This window comes from Cytobacillus sp. Hm23 (assembly GCF_051842895.1).
Taxonomy (GTDB): Bacteria; Bacillota; Bacilli; order Bacillales; family SM2101; genus Nanhaiella.
In genome coordinates, this window is record NZ_JBPXRQ010000011.1 from 20267 (window position 1) to 36858 (window position 16592).

The 16592-nt window shown below is 34.2% G+C and carries 15 protein-coding genes; 7 read left to right on the forward strand and 8 right to left on the reverse strand.

Annotated features, from left to right (window positions below; all coding sequences use genetic code 11):
• Positions 1-8: 8 nt before the first annotated feature.
• Positions 9-740 (forward strand): 2-phosphosulfolactate phosphatase, encoded by a 732-nt coding sequence (locus ACSVDA_RS08970; RefSeq protein WP_485882525.1) that lies wholly within the window; start codon positions 9-11, stop codon positions 738-740.
• 436 nt (positions 741-1176) lie between these two features.
• Here the strand turns inward: ACSVDA_RS08970 and trpA are convergent, their stop codons facing one another.
• From trpA to trpE, 6 genes are read right to left on the reverse strand one after another with little or no spacing between them, the layout of a single operon-like run.
• A complete protein-coding gene (trpA, locus tag ACSVDA_RS08975) occupies positions 1177-1983 on the reverse strand; it encodes a tryptophan synthase subunit alpha (RefSeq protein WP_485882527.1) in 807 nt (268 codons plus the stop codon).
• Positions 1946-3178, reverse strand: a complete 1233-nt coding sequence (gene trpB, locus ACSVDA_RS08980; protein WP_485882529.1) for a tryptophan synthase subunit beta — start codon at positions 3176-3178, stop codon at positions 1946-1948. Before trpB ends, trpA begins: the two co-directional genes overlap by 38 nt.
• Positions 3175-3831 carry a phosphoribosylanthranilate isomerase gene (locus ACSVDA_RS08985; RefSeq protein ID WP_485882531.1) on the reverse strand — a complete coding sequence of 219 codons (657 nt, stop codon included), beginning with the start codon at positions 3829-3831 and terminating at the stop codon, positions 3175-3177. Before ACSVDA_RS08985 ends, trpB begins: the two co-directional genes overlap by 4 nt.
• On the reverse strand, positions 3818-4588 hold the full coding sequence (trpC, locus tag ACSVDA_RS08990) for an indole-3-glycerol phosphate synthase TrpC (protein WP_485882533.1): 771 nt from the start codon (positions 4586-4588) through the stop codon (positions 3818-3820). The genes ACSVDA_RS08985 and trpC overlap by 14 nt, the downstream gene beginning before the upstream one ends.
• Positions 4581-5606 carry an anthranilate phosphoribosyltransferase gene (trpD, locus tag ACSVDA_RS08995; protein ID WP_485882534.1) on the reverse strand — a complete coding sequence of 342 codons (1026 nt, stop codon included), beginning with the start codon at positions 5604-5606 and terminating at the stop codon, positions 4581-4583. Before trpD ends, trpC begins: the two co-directional genes overlap by 8 nt.
• Positions 5603-7126, reverse strand: coding sequence for an anthranilate synthase component I (trpE, locus tag ACSVDA_RS09000; RefSeq protein WP_485882536.1), 1524 nt, complete (start codon positions 7124-7126; stop codon positions 5603-5605). The genes trpD and trpE overlap by 4 nt, the downstream gene beginning before the upstream one ends.
• Positions 7127-7979: 853 nt before the next feature.
• Here trpE and ACSVDA_RS09005 point away from each other — a divergent pair.
• Positions 7980-9272, forward strand: coding sequence for an MDR family MFS transporter (locus tag ACSVDA_RS09005; RefSeq protein ID WP_485882538.1), 1293 nt, complete (start codon positions 7980-7982; stop codon positions 9270-9272).
• A 561-nt stretch (positions 9273-9833) separates the two neighbouring features.
• On the opposite strand, the gene ACSVDA_RS09010 is transcribed toward ACSVDA_RS09005, so the two are convergent.
• Positions 9834-10289: a GNAT family N-acetyltransferase gene (locus tag ACSVDA_RS09010; protein ID WP_485882540.1), complete on the reverse strand. Its 456-nt coding sequence runs from the start codon at positions 10287-10289 to the stop codon at positions 9834-9836.
• Positions 10290-10893: 604 nt separating this feature from the next.
• Here ACSVDA_RS09010 and ACSVDA_RS09015 point away from each other — a divergent pair.
• The 3 genes from ACSVDA_RS09015 to ACSVDA_RS09025 all read left to right on the forward strand — a co-directional run bounded on the left by ACSVDA_RS09015 (position 10894) and on the right by ACSVDA_RS09025 (position 13290).
• On the forward strand, positions 10894-11535 hold the full coding sequence (locus ACSVDA_RS09015; RefSeq protein ID WP_485882541.1) for an HD domain-containing protein: 642 nt from the start codon (positions 10894-10896) through the stop codon (positions 11533-11535).
• 230 nt (positions 11536-11765) lie between these two features.
• Positions 11766-12098 carry a hypothetical protein gene (locus ACSVDA_RS09020; protein WP_485882543.1) on the forward strand — a complete coding sequence of 111 codons (333 nt, stop codon included), beginning with the start codon at positions 11766-11768 and terminating at the stop codon, positions 12096-12098.
• Between the two features lie 316 nt (positions 12099-12414).
• On the forward strand, positions 12415-13290 hold the full coding sequence (locus tag ACSVDA_RS09025) for a phosphotransferase (protein ID WP_485882545.1): 876 nt from the start codon (positions 12415-12417) through the stop codon (positions 13288-13290).
• A 351-nt stretch (positions 13291-13641) separates the two neighbouring features.
• On the opposite strand, the gene ACSVDA_RS09030 is transcribed toward ACSVDA_RS09025, so the two are convergent.
• A complete protein-coding gene (locus ACSVDA_RS09030) occupies positions 13642-14232 on the reverse strand; it encodes an NAD(P)H-dependent oxidoreductase (RefSeq protein ID WP_485882547.1) in 591 nt (196 codons plus the stop codon).
• Positions 14233-14351: 119 nt separating this feature from the next.
• On the opposite strand from ACSVDA_RS09030, the gene ACSVDA_RS09035 reads away from it, so the two are divergent.
• A complete protein-coding gene (locus tag ACSVDA_RS09035; protein ID WP_485882549.1) occupies positions 14352-14783 on the forward strand; it encodes a MarR family transcriptional regulator in 432 nt (143 codons plus the stop codon).
• 450 nt (positions 14784-15233) lie between these two features.
• Positions 15234-16592, forward strand: a complete 1359-nt coding sequence (locus tag ACSVDA_RS09040; protein ID WP_485882551.1) for a helix-turn-helix domain-containing protein — start codon at positions 15234-15236, stop codon at positions 16590-16592.

A 16592-nucleotide genomic window follows, 5' to 3' on the forward strand; every position in this document is an offset into this window, starting at 1 on the left:
GTGCTAAGATGTCAAAAATTCATCTATTGATGCGAAAGGAAGAAATTGATTCTGAAAAAATGCTCGATAATAAGCTAGCGGTCATTTTTGATGTGTTGTTAGCGACATCAACAATTACATCTGGTCTATACTTTGGAGCGAAGGAAGTTATACCAGTATTAAATGGTGAGGAAGCAGTGAAGGAATCATTGCAACGACAAGAGAATAGCTATGTACTCGTAGGGGAGTACGAAGGTAAGACGATAGAAGGGTTTCTTGATCCGAATCCATTAACATTGAGAGAAAAAATTGCTGAGAAAACGATGATCTTATCAACAACAAATGGAACAGTTGCGATTCGAAAAGCAGCTAGTTCAAAAAAAGTATTTATTGGCTCATTATTAAATGCTGCAAAATTAGCAGAAGTAATTGAATGTGAACAAAATGATGAAACTGTAGTCATTATTTGTTCTGGAACATCTGGTGAATTTTGTTTAGAAGACTTTTATGGAGCAGGGTGCTTTCTTGATTTTTTGTTAAATCATACAAATAAAGAATGGGAACTATCCGACTCGTCATTAGCAGCTCTCTATTTTTATCGAGGTAATAAGGAAAATGGTGAAAGTCTTCTTTTGGCAACACATGTAGGCTCAATGCTAAAAAAGTACGGTTATGAGAAGGAAGTAGAGTTTATTAGTAAAGTAGGTACCATGGGAATTGTTCCTTATTTGCACGAACAAGTAATTTTACCAATGTATTAACAATGAAAATTAACAGGTAGATGGTTTGTGCTACATGTTAAACAGTCTCACTGAGGTGAGACTGTTTAACTAAAATAAATAATATAATATGTATTTTTTAGGGGCGTAAATCTAGGGAAATCACGGATACAACATTCCACCGTTACCCACAGGACGTGGGCAATGGTGGAATTGCAGACGCCTCCGCTTTTATTATCTAGCTTCTGAGCCAATCCCCTCGAGTCACTTCACCCCCACACCCGAAGGTAAAAGGCACCTTCAAGTATGGGGGCTCCAGCGCTAGTCGAGGCTGACCAGTCGTCTCCGCTTTTATTATTATCTAGCTCCTACGCCAATCCCCTCGAGTCACTTCACCCCCACACCCGAAGGTAAAAGGCACCTTCAAGTATGGGGGCTCCAGCGCTTGTCGGGGATAAACAAGTCGTCTCCGCTTTTATTATTTACCGATCATCTTCATAATGTTATTTTTAAAAGCTTGCAAGGCTTTTTCTCTAGTTTCTTGATTTAATAAGGCATCTTGCTGTGCTGCAATCATGTTAATGATGGCACTTCCAATAATTACGCCGTCACAATGTTGCTGAAGCATTTTTACTTGTTCGTATGTTGATACACCGAAACCAACGGCAACAGGTACTTTGCTATGCAGTTTAACATGTTCTAAAAAGGTTGAAATATCTGTATTTAATTCTTTTCTTGTCCCGGTTACACCTAACGAAGATACACAATATAAAAAGCCAGTTGCATTTTCTGCGATTTTTTGTACACGATCTTCTGAATTAGGAGCTACGAGTGATATAAACTCTATACCTTCTTTGTTACACCGGTCTCTCATTTGTTCACTTTCTTCAAATGGTAAATCAGGAATTAACAAGCCATCGACATCATTTTCCTTCATATGATTAAAGAATGCATCCTCACCTACTTGTAATACAGGATTATAATAAGTAAAGATAACTACAGGAATTGACACACCTTTCTTTCTCATCTCAGGCACAAGCTCGATAGCCTTTCTAAGAGTCATCTTATGCTTCAGAGCTCGGTTTGCAGCATCTTGGATAGTTGGTCCATCAGCTAATGGATCTGAGTATGGTACTCCTAATTCAAGTATATCTGCACCGGCTTCCTGTAAATTAACAGCAAGGTCAATCGTTAGTTCAGGAGAAGGGTCACCCGCCATAATAAATGGGATGAATAAATCTTTTGTTTTAGTGAGCTTTGAACGAAATGGCTTTGTAGCTATCATGGTCATCTTCTCCTTTCAACTTATCTATTAATGTACTCATATCCTTATCACCGCGTCCTGACAAACAAATAAGAATGGTTTCATCACTGGACATTTGTTTCGCTTCTTCGAATGCTTTTGCTAGTGCATGAGCACTTTCAATCGCAGGAATAATCCCTTCTTCTTGAGAAAGGAAGAGTAGGGCATTTAATGCTTCGTCATCAGTGACATATTCATAACGAACACGTTTCGTTTGATGAAGATAAGCATGCTCTGGTCCAATACCTGGATAATCTAAACCAGCAGAAATGGAGTAAGGTTCAATAATTTGACCGTCCTCATCTTGTATTAAATAGGTGAGCGATCCATGAATGACACCAGGAGTACCCTTTGTTAGAGTTGCCGCATGTTCATCAGTATCGACACCAAGTCCGGCAGCTTCGACACCAATTAGCTCTACGTCATCTTCTAAAAATGGATAGAACATACCGATTGCATTACTACCACCACCAACACAGGCATATACCCGATTCGGTAAATGATTTTCCTTTAACAAAAATTGCTCTTTCGCTTCATCACCGATAATTCGTTGGAAATCTCTAACCATTTTCGGGTATGGATGAGGACCAACAACTGAGCCGATAATATAGAAATGATCATCGCAGTGGCTAACCCAATAACGTATCGCTTCGTTAGTGGCATCCTTTAATGTTTGTGATCCGCTTGAGACAGGAATGACCTCAGCGCCTAATAACTGCATACGAAAGACGTTCAATTTTTGCCGTCTAATATCTTCTTTACCCATAAAGACTTTACATTCTAATCCAAATTTAGCTGCAACAGTTGCTGTTGCAACTCCGTGTTGGCCTGCACCAGTTTCTGCAATAATTTTTGTCTTTCCCATTCTTTTTGCTAGTAATGCCTGTCCGATCGCATTGTTTAATTTGTGAGCACCTGTATGATTCAAATCTTCACGTTTTAAATAAATTTTCGCACCACCGATTTTTTCAGTAAGCTGATCTGCATACGTTAGAGCAGTCGGTCGTCCGCTATACTCTTGTAAAATCTCTGTATACTGCTGTTTAAATTCAGGGTCGCTCATTGCTTCTCGTAGCGCTTCTTCTAATTCTGCTAATGGTGCCATTAACGTTTCAGGTACGTATTTTCCACCGAACTTACCGAAGCGTCCTTGTTGGTCAGGGACTGTCTGTTTCATCTCACATCTACCTCTCTATGAATTTCTTCTAATAAGCTTGCTACTTTCTCATCATCTTTCTGATCTTGTGCTTCTATACCACTAGAAACATCAATTCCAAATGGCTCGTATTGAAGCAATTGTGTCACATTCTGAGGAGTGATCCCTCCAGCTATAAAGCAAGGAACACCTTGCTGCTGTGCTTCTTTAAGATATGAAGGAACAGCTTCCCAATCGAAGGTTATACCAGACCCACCCCATGCACCTTGAACTTTACTATCAACGACATAGCCGTCAACGACGCCACTATATGTTTGCATAAGTTGTAACCCTTGACGTTGATGGTGAATGACTTTCCATATAGGTATGTCAACTTGTTCACGTAAGGATAATATATATGGCACAGTTTCAGTTCCATGCAATTGGATGACATCAAGGTTTACATTGTCAAGTACGTTCAAGATTGTTGAAATATCCTCGTTCACAAAAACACCAACTAGTTGCTGATTGTCTTGTAGAGGATATTTTTCAATCCACTCAGCTAGCTGAAAAGGGTTAACTTGACGTTTGCTCGCTGAGAAAATAACCCCTATATAGTCACCAGTAGATGCAGTAGTAGTTTTTAAATCTACAAGTGAGCGATTGCCACACAATTTCACCTTAGTTGTTTTCAACGTATTCACTTCCCATTAATTGGCGTATTGCATGAACTAGGTCATCTTGACGCATTAATGCTTCACCTACTAACACTGCGTTCGCTCCGCAATGTTTTAACATTTTAATATCATCATATGTGAAAATACCACTTTCACTAACTAATAGGCTGTCTTTCGGAACTTCACTCACTAAATCAATTGTTTGTTGGAGTGATGTTTCAAATGTTTTTAAATTTCTGTTGTTAATACCGATGATTTTTGGTGTGAATATTGATAATACATTGTTTAATATTTCTTTCGAATGTACCTCGACTAATACATCGAGATCCGCTTCTTGAGCTTGTACGTATAACTCATGTAGGTGAACAGGAGATAGTGCCTCACCAATTAATAGAATGGCATCTGCTCCTAATCGTCTACTTTCTTCAACTTGAATTGAATCGATAATAAAATCTTTTCTTAGAGCGGGTATGTTAACTATTTTTTTTATATCAGATAAATATGAATGGTGTCCTTGAAAAAATGGTTCATCCGTCAGTACTGAAATTGCGCTTGCTCCAGCTTGTTCATATGCTTTAGCAATAGTCGTTGGATGAAAATCTCCTCGAATGATCCCTTTGGAAGGAGATGCTTTTTTCACCTCCGCAATTAGTCCAAGTGGTAGAGTAGTGTTTTTCAATGCTTCATAAAATGAGAACCTTTCTACTTGCACTTCATCTCGTAGTTCTAACTTATTGATCTCTTCACGTTTTACTTCTAAAATCTTTTCAAGCATGGAGTTGCTCCTCCTTTAAATCTCTGATCGATTCGTAATATTTATGAACATCTCCACGATCAATGGCTTGTTTTACTTGATGAACCCCTTCAGCAATACTCGATACTTGCTCTGCTACATATAATCCGGCTCCTGCATTTAACAAAAAGATGTTCGTTGCACTTTCATTTGCTTTTCCAGTAAAAATTTGTTGAATCAATTTTGCACTTTCTTTAGGGCTTGATATTTTTAGATCTTCCATATTTCCTCTCGGTATGCCAACATCTTCAGGAGAAAATACATAGCGAGATACTTTACCATCCTTCAACTCGACGATATCAGTGTCTGCAGTAATTGATATTTCATCTAGGCCATCTTGTCCAGTAACGAATAATACATGTTTAGAGCCTAGTGCATGAAGAGTGTGTGCTAATTTTTCTGAATAACTACTATCAAAAATCCCGATTAATTGATGCTTTGCGTTTGCAGGGTTTGAAATAGGCCCTAATAAATTAAATAATGTACGGAAGCCGATTTCTTTACGAACAGGCGCTGCATGTTTCATCGCAAAGTGATAGTTTGGAGCGAATAAAAACGTCATTCCTTTTTTAATTAAAGCTTCTTTTCCTTGCTCAGGTGTAGTTTCTATTTGAATATTTAATTCTTCAAGAACATCAGCGCTTCCACTTGAAGAGGATACATTCCTATTTCCGTGTTTAGCAACTTTAACACCTAATGAAGCTAAGCAAATGGCAACTGCAGTAGAAATATTAAAAGTAGAGTGCCCGTCACCACCAGTTCCACACGTATCAACGACAATTTCGTCATTATATTCGATTGTTTTCATATTGTGCCTCATCGCTTTTGCAAAACCAGTAATTTCATCTACGGTTTCACCTCTCAGACGAAGAATAGTAAGTAAAGTTGCTAGCTGGCTATTTGTTAATTGTCCGGACATAATATCGTTCATCGTATGAAATGATTGCTGCTCTGACAAAGTGTTACCTTCAATTAATTGTTTTAACGTATCTTTTATCATTTTGTCATTCCTCCTTGTTGTTGCTCTTTTGAGAATAGCTTTTCGGCTGATTGAATCGTTCGTAATAAGGCACTGGCTTTGTTTACTGTTTCTTTCCATTCAAGCTCTGGTTTTGAATCAGCAACAATACCTGCGCCTGCTTGAACGTAGGCCGTTTCATCTTGGAGAAATATCGTTCGAATCGTAATACATGAGTCTATATTGCCGTCATATCCAATATAAACAATTGCACCAGCATATAGGTTACGAGCGGTAGGTTCAAGTTCTTGTAATATTTGCATAGCTCTTATTTTAGGTGCACCTGATACTGTTCCAGCTGGAAAAGAGGACACAAGAGCATCCACTGGTTGAACGTCATCACGTAACCTACCAGTTACTTTACTAATAATGTGCATGACGTGAGAAAAATGAGTGACAGTCTTTAACACTGGTGTATCAACTGAGCCGAAATTTGCAACACGCCCAATATCATTTCTTGCAAGGTCTACTAACATATAATGTTCGGCAATTTCTTTTTCATCTGCTAATAATTCTTGCTCAAGTGCTTTGTCCTCTTCTTTCGTTCGACCACGACGACGGGTGCCGGCAATCGGGTGGATTTCTAAGTGTCCGTTCTCAATTTGTATTAGCCTCTCAGGTGAGCTGCCAATGATCTCAAATCCATCCATTTGAAAGTAAAACAGATATGGCGATGGATTAACCTTGCGTAATACACGATATAACTCAAAGCCGCTCACATTCACTTTTTTATGAAAACGTTGAGATAACACACCTTGAAAAATATCACCGTCTATAATATAGTCTTTTATTTTGTTTACATGTTCTTTAAACTTTTCTTTTGAATAATTACTTTCAATACCTTCAAGGTCAATTTCAGTGTTTTGCTCAACAGGCATCATTAAATCAGTAAATGAAGTGGACTGTTTAATTTGTTCAAGTAAAGAATCTATTTTTGTTACTGCACCATTATAGAGTGTAGTTTTTTCATCAGCGGTTTCATCACCGTTTAAACGAACAAAGTGTAGCAAGGCAACTTCTTTTTTCTCATGATCGAAAGCAATAATTGTTTCGCAAAAAAGAAATTGATAGCGTGCAACACGTATATCTTGATTGTTTGGTTCAGGGACTTTTTCAAAATCCGATATGGCGTCATATGAAATATATCCTACGCCACCACCTTTAAATGGAAAATTCACTTCAGGAATCTTTACAGCTAAATTATTTAATACATCATTTAAAGCAGCTTTAAAACTAGGAGCTTCATCTACGCTATCATTTGTGTAATCGTAAATTTGAAACGTGCGCTGCTCTTCTTTAATTTTTATAAATGGGTTTAAGCCGATAAAAGAATATCTTGACCATGGAGAAGAAGGGTCATGACTTTCTAAAATATAAGTTGCTTGATCTCGTAACGTTTGAAATAATTGGACCGCTGTTAATGTATCTGATAAGAAACTATAAGTTAATGGGATTGTACGGTATTGATCCGTATCTTGAATAAATTGTTGTAGAGTTTCCATTGTTCACTTCTCCTTAAATTAATAATGGAGAATGAAATGGTTGAGGAAAGTGAATAAATATTGAAGAAAAAAAGATGTATCTAAATAAAGTAGCATGCATTTTGCATGGTACTTTTTATGACATTATAACTATACTCGCCTCAACTAATCATACTCATTCTCAACTAAACTTATAATGAATCGTTTATCTTTAAAGGAATAAACAGAACTTGTCAGTTTTTAGTGTGACTATGTTTCTCCTTTTATATTGCAATTTGGGTTGATCAAAAGATTGATCAAATTTCATAACTCTCTCTTCTAAGCTTGTTTGTAAGTTTAATATATGTTGTCGTAACTGTCAATGGTGTATTCTTCAAGATCACAATTAATAACATCCGGTAATGTCCTGCTGTAATAAAATAGACAAATACGGCTGTTGACAATTTTATGCAAGACGTGATAGTCTGTGAAAGACTTATAAAAAAGGAGGTTACGTTATTATGTTAATCATCAATCAGTCTTTATCAACAAATACAAATATTCATTACGTGACCTCAGCGGTTATTCATTAACGATTTATTTAAATTGTAAATGTATAACGCAGTTCACGTATATATCGTGGGTTGCGTTATCTTATTGGAGCATTAGGAGGGGCACAAAAGTGTTTTCTCTATAATGTGGTATCCTAAAAGTGTATCGTATGCCTACGGTACGCTTTTTTTTCGTGAAAATACACTTAGTTTATCAAATGATAATTTTTGTAGGGGGCTTGAATATGGAGAAATGTAATACTAACAGTTATAAAACAATAGAGAATGAGAATATGGACAGCGGTTAGAAAATAACGAAAAATTGGAGAAATGTGGTGTATCATATGAAGTGGAAAGATTGGGATCGTAATTTAAAGGTCCGTTTGTATGGAGAAGGAGTTATTAATATATTATTTTGGATGTATTTCCCATTTATGGCGATCTATTTTGCAGATCATTTTGGTAAGGGAACTGCGGGAATGTTATTAATATTATCTCAATGTGCTGGGGTAATTGCTAATTTGTTCGGAGGGTATTGTGCTGACCGTTTTGGCCGCAAAAAAATGATGGTATATTCTTATATTGGAACGGCATTTTCGTTTATACTGTTTGCTGCTGCTAACTCACCATGGTACGAATCACCTGTATTATCATTTATAGCGTTTTCATTATTAGGAATATGGGGTTCTCTTTATTGGCCAGCGAGTCATGCAATGGTTGCGGATGTGGTTCCAGAAAAAGATAGAAACAATGTATTTGCAATTTTTTACATGATGATTAATATAGCAGTAGTTGTCGGACCAATACTTGGAGGGATATTCTTTTTCAATTATCGCTTTGAGTTGCTTGTTATAGCATTTGTAACGAGTGTGATATTTTCAATTGTGTTACAAATATATGTACGAGAAACGGCACCGAAATTTGAACAGACGAAGGAAGTGGATGGAGATAAGAAGTGGTACTCATTTGTAATGGAACAAATGAGAAATTACCGAGTAATTGTAAATGATAAAGTATTCTTTATCTTTATTATTGCAGGTATATTAGTTGCACAAACGTTTATGCAGATGGACTTATTGTTAGCTGTATACATGGCAGAAATTGTACCAGTTCAAACAATACTCGCTTTTAATGAATGGACATTGAAAGCTTCTGGTGAACAAGCGTTTAGCTGGGTGATTGCGGAAAACGGTTTGTTAGTTGCGTTATTCACTGTTCTTGCTACAAAGGTATCAAACAAATTTAATGAGCGGAACGTGTTTATGATGTCGGCATTGACTTACGGGGTAGCAATTATACTGTTCGGTAGTACTGTAAACATTTGGGGCTTGTTTTTTGCTATGTTTTTATTTACAGCCGCAGAATTAATGGCTGTTGGCATACAGGAAGGGTATGTTGCAAAGCTCGCACCTGATAATATGAGGGGACAATATTATGCTGCAGCTAGCTTAAGATTTACGATAGGTCGTACACTTGCTCCAATATCTATTCCTTTAACGATATGGATCGGTTTTACTAATACTTTTTATGTTATCGGCTTACTAGCTTTCGTTAGTGCGGGACTATATTATGTGATGGGTTATTTAATGGAGCAGCAGACCAAATCGTCAAAAGGTATGAATAAAAAACTAGTATAAGATAGTGGTATGAAGGTTTTTAGTTTTTTAAATAAACTTTTGTTGTAGGTCTTTTCTAGTTTAAAGAGATGTTATTACTGTTCAAGTTTTTTTAATAGCAACAAGTAATTTATAAAAATAGGCTATCTCATGAAGTCGTAAATAAGACTTAGAGATAGCCTATTGTTATTGTGGATTTGAAAAAAGTCACCGTGGTTATAAAAAACTTTGAATATGGTTATATAAAAGGGTGTTGTTATATCGATGCATGAATACCTATTTAATGACAAAAAGCTGTTCTGTTAAGCGTTTATTAGAAGAAAATATTAAGCTGCATGATGAATTTGAGATTAAACAATTTCAATATTTTATTTTGAAGTGAGGGATATTGTACTTAATCCTAAAGGTAAATAGAGTTGAAAGATTAAATGAATTTTGTATTTTTGAATTGCAAGAACTTCTATAAAACAGATATTTATTAATTATTCAAAATAAAAGAGAGCCAATTGTATGAAAACAGCTTGTTTTATCTTTGATAAACTTGAACCTATTGTTCAAGTAATTAACGAATAAAACTCCCACTCATAATTCTTTCGTCATAAATACACTATATGGATCCTCTTCGTAATCTGAAAATGGCTTGCAATATTCAAATCCATAATTTTCATAGAGTTTACGAGCAGCTTCAAAAGCTTCCATAGCACCGGTTCCTAAACTTAGCCGTGTATAGCCTCGTTTCTTAGCTTCTTCAATTATATGTTCAAGGATTTGCTTGGCAACTCCTTTACGTAAGTGTGAAGGAACTGTTTTCATAGATTTTAATTCCCCGTGCTGAGAGTCAAGTTCTATAAGTGCTCCACAACCAACTAATTCATTTTGCTCCCAAGCACTCCAAAATGTAATTTCAGGTTTCTTTAAATCTTCTATATTAAAACCATAATTAATATCGTCTGGGTAATGAACCCCCATGTTATGGACATGTTCCTCTATTAATGAAGTTATTTCAGTGCCAGTTAAGTCATCAAGTTTAATATCCAAAAAATCACTCCTCAGCATATCATATCGTTGTATTAAAAAAGAATTATACATGTGTAGACATATGATTGTAAACCATAACAGTAGAAATTTATTCCTCTATTAGAAGCCACATATAATTATAGACTTCTTATTAAATCGGCTTAAATTCGTTAGGTGTTCCAGCCTTGTTTTAATAATAAGATTAATGGAGATTAGAAAATTTTAAAACGTTTAAGCTATCTCTAACTATATGAGTACGAGTAATTGCTGAGGGGGTCTTTTTTCTTTGAAAGGTCCATTTAATCGAAAGGCAGGACATTGTTACAATCTGTCGAAAAAGTAAGTATCTCCATAAATCCTAATAAAATCAAAAGACAATAAGCTGTTTTTTTTCATTAGTGGAGGGGGATTTAGTGTATGTGTATATTGAAAGACCAATGGTAGATGAAGTGAAATATTATACCGAGATGCTTATTTATAAAACAAATAGAATGTTAAAAAAGTAGAAGAATTACAATGCTGTAAATTATAAAAGAAAATAGAGAATTTTTAGATAAAGTTGTTAAGCTATCATGAGCAATCCTTATGAAGGATGGGTTGCCTTTTTGAGAAAGGAGGATTCCTAATGAGATACATTTTAGAAAGGACTTATGCGATGGAATTACTCGAGTGGGCATATCAACAAAATCCAGGTCCATGGTTTGATCATTCCATTAATGTTGCAAGAGCAACTGAGAGTATTATCTCAGAACTGATTAATAATGGGTACAATCTTAATATTGATTTGGCATACAATGCTGCTCTTCTCCACGATATAGGTAGATATAAAGGTTTCACAAAATCTGTAATTCACTCTTATGATGGTTATATTTATATGAATGATTTGGGGTATAAGGGAAATGCAATTATTTGTATCACTCATTCGTTTCCTTGTAGAAATGAACATCTAGACATTGCTGCAGATTGGAGTCTTGTTCCCGATTATAAGAAAAATCTGATGGTTGAAATTTTAAATAAGCATAGTGATTATGATTTATATAATAAAGTCATTACCCTCTGTGATGCTATCGCTGACGCAGAAGGCTTCACTACTCTTGAAAGAAGATTAATTTCAGTTGGTTTACGGCACGGAACAACTTCCCACACCTCTTTACATTGGAAGGGATTCTATACAATTAAGAAAGAGTTAGAAGCTTTGATTGGTAAGAGCATATATACACTCCTCCCCGAAGTAGAAAATTCTATATATACAAATATCGATTATTAAAATATACGATATTTCTTCAAACAAACTGGCGTTTTAACAAATCGAAAAAACGGTTTTAATAAGTTCTTTTCGCAAAATTAGTGAATTATTAACAGAGTTGTAAAATAGTAAAGGAATAACATTACTGCTTGTAGTATGATTGTCATAAAGATTATTAAACTAACAGTTCAACTACATCAAAACGTGAGAGAAATAGCCAGGAAAGAGTTACACTATGAATAGGAGATTCAATGAAAAAAATTATTTTATGGATTGTTATTGTACTTATATTTTTCTTTGCTTTTGAATATCAAAAGCCAGTAATGACAACTTATGATGCAGCAATAAAAGCGATAGCCTGTGTGAATAATCCTCCAGAACGATTAGCTATAAAACCGGTTGATTATGCTTTAAAAGACCTTGAAACAGTACATACATCAATTAATGTTAAGAGTGGATTTTTCAATCAATTAACAAATCAAAGAGATTTAAGTATTACTTTGGTTTTTAATGGTGCAGAACCAACAGTTAAAATGGATGCATATAGTGGAAAATGTATTGCTGTAACTGGTCCATTAAATTAACAACATCTTATAACTTATTTTGGTGAGCTTTAGCCAATAAGAATCTTATAAAGTCATATCTTGGATATGGCTTTTTTGTACCAAGTTAAAATATGTTTTTACCTCTGACAAATAATAATTGATATGTATTTCACCTTTTGACAGACACTTAAAAGCATACGTTTCACTTTTTCGTTTGTTGGTAGCATTTTATTATGTTGTATGAACTTAAACAGGTAGAGATCATTTTCGAGGTATTAAATAGAGTATGTATTTTAATAGAAAGAAAGTAAGTTATTAATCGCTAGATTAAGAATTTTTTAAAGAGGACTAAAGAATGAAAAATATAAAAGATATTATTGATTTTTTGAGATGCCAAAAAATAATTGAAGATGGAGTAGAATATATAGGAATTAATAGTGGAACTACTAATGCAGTTTTATATATTTTATATCTTAACAAGAAACCGAAATATGTGGTAAAAATAGATAAACCTTATCTTATCTCTTCAACAGTGGGATTTCTCCAAGTTTATAAAGAGGTTAGACTGTTACCGGATGTTGTTTATAAAGATGTAAATAAAGGTTTTGCAATATATTCTTATATACCAGGTGAAACCCATAATTATCTGAGTTGTTCAAAATTAGAATGGATGGCAATTTTAATTAAAGAGTTATTTAATAAATACCGAATGGTAGAAACAAGAGTTCAGTGGGGAAGAATACACGGAATATCAAGAGATTCTTGGTCAGAATTTAATATAAAGAGCTTAGAAATGGCTCAATCAAACATAGGTGTTTTATTACCTTATGAAGATCATAAAAGGGTAGAAATATTAGTTGATAAGTTAAAAACATACGAAAACCCAGAGGAAAAGTATTATCTTCACGGTGATACAGGAGTTCATAATTTTGTATACGACAGCAGTGAATTACAAGGTGTTATTGATCCATCACCTTTAATTGGACCAAAGATTTACGATTTCACATATGCTTTTTGCTCTTCTCCAGATAGCTTAAATTTGAGCACACTACTATCGTCATTTTCATTAATGACTCAAGACACTCCTATCACGAAAGAAAGGCTTATTGATGAATTTCTTTTTCAGTTATATACACGAATTGGAGTATGTATAAAAGTTCACCCTCATGATTTAAGTGGTTATATCGAAGCGTGGGACAAATTTAAGAAATATCTTCCTGACATTCAATGAGCAATAGCTTTTCAATTTGAAAGGTAGTATCTTTTCATTCAATAACCAAAGACAATAGTTACAGTACAATGGGCAAGAAAATTCAAGTGATTTTCCGGAAAATGACTCGAGATAGTAGGGCTATCCCGGCCTTAAGACTAATAGCTATTAAAAATGGGTCAACCAGGTAGCTGGTTGGCCACATAATACAAGATGGTGCAATAAATGTTCTACATCATGCCAAGTAGAACGAAAATAAATTAGGAGGGACTATAAGAACGCTACTTTCATAAAACTTTTTAGAGTTGACTTTCATATGACTGTAACACACTGAGTGAGATTTATTCATTTATCATCTATCTGTACAAATTCCTAATTTGATACTTTTTGAAAGTAGCGATACGTTTTATTTAACTTTTGTGATTGTTTACCTTTTTGACTCTCCATATTACCAAATTCAAAGAATTTTACTTTTTTGATGCCTACAAAATTCATTATTGCTTTCTTCATTAATACTTTATGAACATTACTTAAAAAAATAAGTGGATAATTCGTAGGTCCCTTCATTGTAGAAACACAGACTACTGATTTTCCTTTTAAAAGTCCTTCTGCCAGCCCTAGTCGTCCCTTATTTTTATAAGCAAAATTAGAAGCAAACACTCGATCAATAAATCCTAAGAGCATTGCAGGAGGCCTTCCCCACCAAATTGGATAAACAAAAACAATTTTATCTGCCCACAATATTTGTTTTCTATACTTTTCTAGATCAGAATCAGTATGCATATCTCTCCTTAGTTTATCTTCATTAAATATAAGCTGAGGACTAAATTTTTCTTCATATAAATCTAATACTTTTAATTCAGTAACATGTGGATTCTCTTTACTTCCTTCTACAATTTTTTGCAAAAATGCATACGATAAACTGTTATGATTTGGGTGTGTATAAATAATAAGAGTGTTCATCCTTTCACCTCATTTATTTATCATTTGATAAATAAAATATAACCTAAGTTATTTTAGTTGTCAATTGATAATTTTTTTTTGATAATTATTTTGATATCTTATTATTAGAGGTGAAAATAATGGACAACATAACTCTTTTTAATAAATTGATTAAATTTACTGATTCAGTATATAGTGTTACTTACGACCTCTCGAAAGATGAGAAGCCACAAAATATTACATCGGTACAATATGATATGCTTGTTTTAATAGCATTAAAAAAGCGAACTAGTCCCAGCCAAATTAGCGATTGTCTTCATATATCAATGCCAAATGTTAGCCGCGAACTAAAAAAATTAGGGGAACACAATTTAATAAAAAGAAGTTCGGATATAGAGGATCGAAGAAAACAGTACATTTCTCTATCTAGGGAGGGGGAGATATTAATTGAAGAAATTTATAATCGCATATTGATCAAGTTCAATAACAGAATCAAGAATCCTTCTCAAAAAGAATTAGAAGAAATTGATGGTGCTGTTGATGTGCTACAAAAATACGTTTATTTTGACTAACCAAATAAGTTTTATTAGTATGCAATAACATATATGGATATCAAATGGCAGTAAATTGATCCTACTGAGTGTTCTAAAACTGGCATAAGATGGCGCAAATCTGAAATACGGATAAGCGTCTTCTTCTTTTTTATGGCCAGATAAATAAAGGATCCTTTAATAGAATAAACAATTGTATAAATAATGGGTATATAAAATAATATATAATGATTTAACAAATTAATCTGAAATTAGTTAGTCCTATTCGTTTGACATGGACTTCTCTGGTCATGGCTTTTAAGAAAGTAGATATTGTAGTTATTAAGCTATTAATACATAAGTGGTGTGAAGGTCAAAGTATAGGTTTGTGATAATTTTGGACAAAAGCATTTTCGATACATTTGATATAATTATCTTCAATAACATCTTTTGAATAGTGTTGGTGAATTTTATCAAGAAAGGTGGTGTATCATGAATTATTTAGATAGTGTTCAAAAAGCTATCAATCTTTTAGAAAAAAATATTGAAGACAATATAGAACTAAATAATATTGCTAAGACAGCAATGATGTCACTTCCTCATTTATACCGTATGTTTTATTCGCTTACTGGTCATCCAATCAAGGATTATGTGCGCAAAAGACGCATAAGCGTTTCTTCGGAACATCTGAAAAACTCAAAAAAATCAATTATGGATATTGCTTTGGATTGTGGATTTGAATCACAAGCATCTTTTTCAAAATCATTCAAAAAAATAGTTGGAGTTACACCGAAAAATTACCGAGAATCGGATATGTATTATTGTTTCGAAAGGATTGATTTGTTCGAGAGAGTAACTTACATAGAGGGACGTGAATTGTTTGAAAGATACCCAGAGGTTAATGTGATTTATGTAAAAGATATGACTGTATTCAGCTATATTTATAAATCAAATCGTCTAGAAGGCATTGAAAAGGATGCTTTTAAGTATGTTCAACAGTTAATACAAAATGCGAAGTTAGATAACAAGAAAATCCAGTGCTTTGGGCGTAACCTCAATTTAGAAGATGATGAGGTATCACATTATAATTCTAATAGGTATGCATATGAAATGCTTATATATGCGAAAGGAGATCTTAATTTTACGATTGAAGGAATGAAAATTAAGGATATACACGGTGGGATGTATGCTGTTGGATCAACCCAATCAGATAGTGATAAAGAAATTATTTCTTTATGGAATCGGATTTACTCAGAATGGCTGCCTAAAAGTTTATTTAAAGAAGGCTCTCATACATATCTAGAGGAGTACATTACATATAGCCAAAAGTTAGTGCGAATGAAACTTTATTTGCCAATTGAGCGTCAGCTAAAGCCTGAACTTATTAAGATAGAGGAAGTTGAAACGTTTCAGGTTGCTTATTGCAAGGTTTTTGGGTTAGACAGCTTAGATAAAGCTGATAAAACCTTATCTCAATGGTTAGAAACTGATTCTTCATTGGATTGTACAAATAGTAACCTTTATGTATCTTACAATTATGGAAATAAAGACAAGGTAGAATATTGGAGTGAATATGGTATTACAACTAGTTCTAATTGTAAGAAAATCCACAACCCTAATATTAAACAAAAGACTTTAGGTGGAGGATTGTTTGCTGTTATTGAAACGAAAGCATATGGAACCTTAATTGGTGTTTTAGAAATGATACACCGTTGGATCGTCGGTGAAAAGAAATATATACTAGATGATTCGAGACAGTGGTTTGCACAATACAACTCCTCGCCATTTAAATCAAATTCCAATGAGGTTACCGTTCGAAGTTATATACCTATTAATGAAAGGAGCAAATAG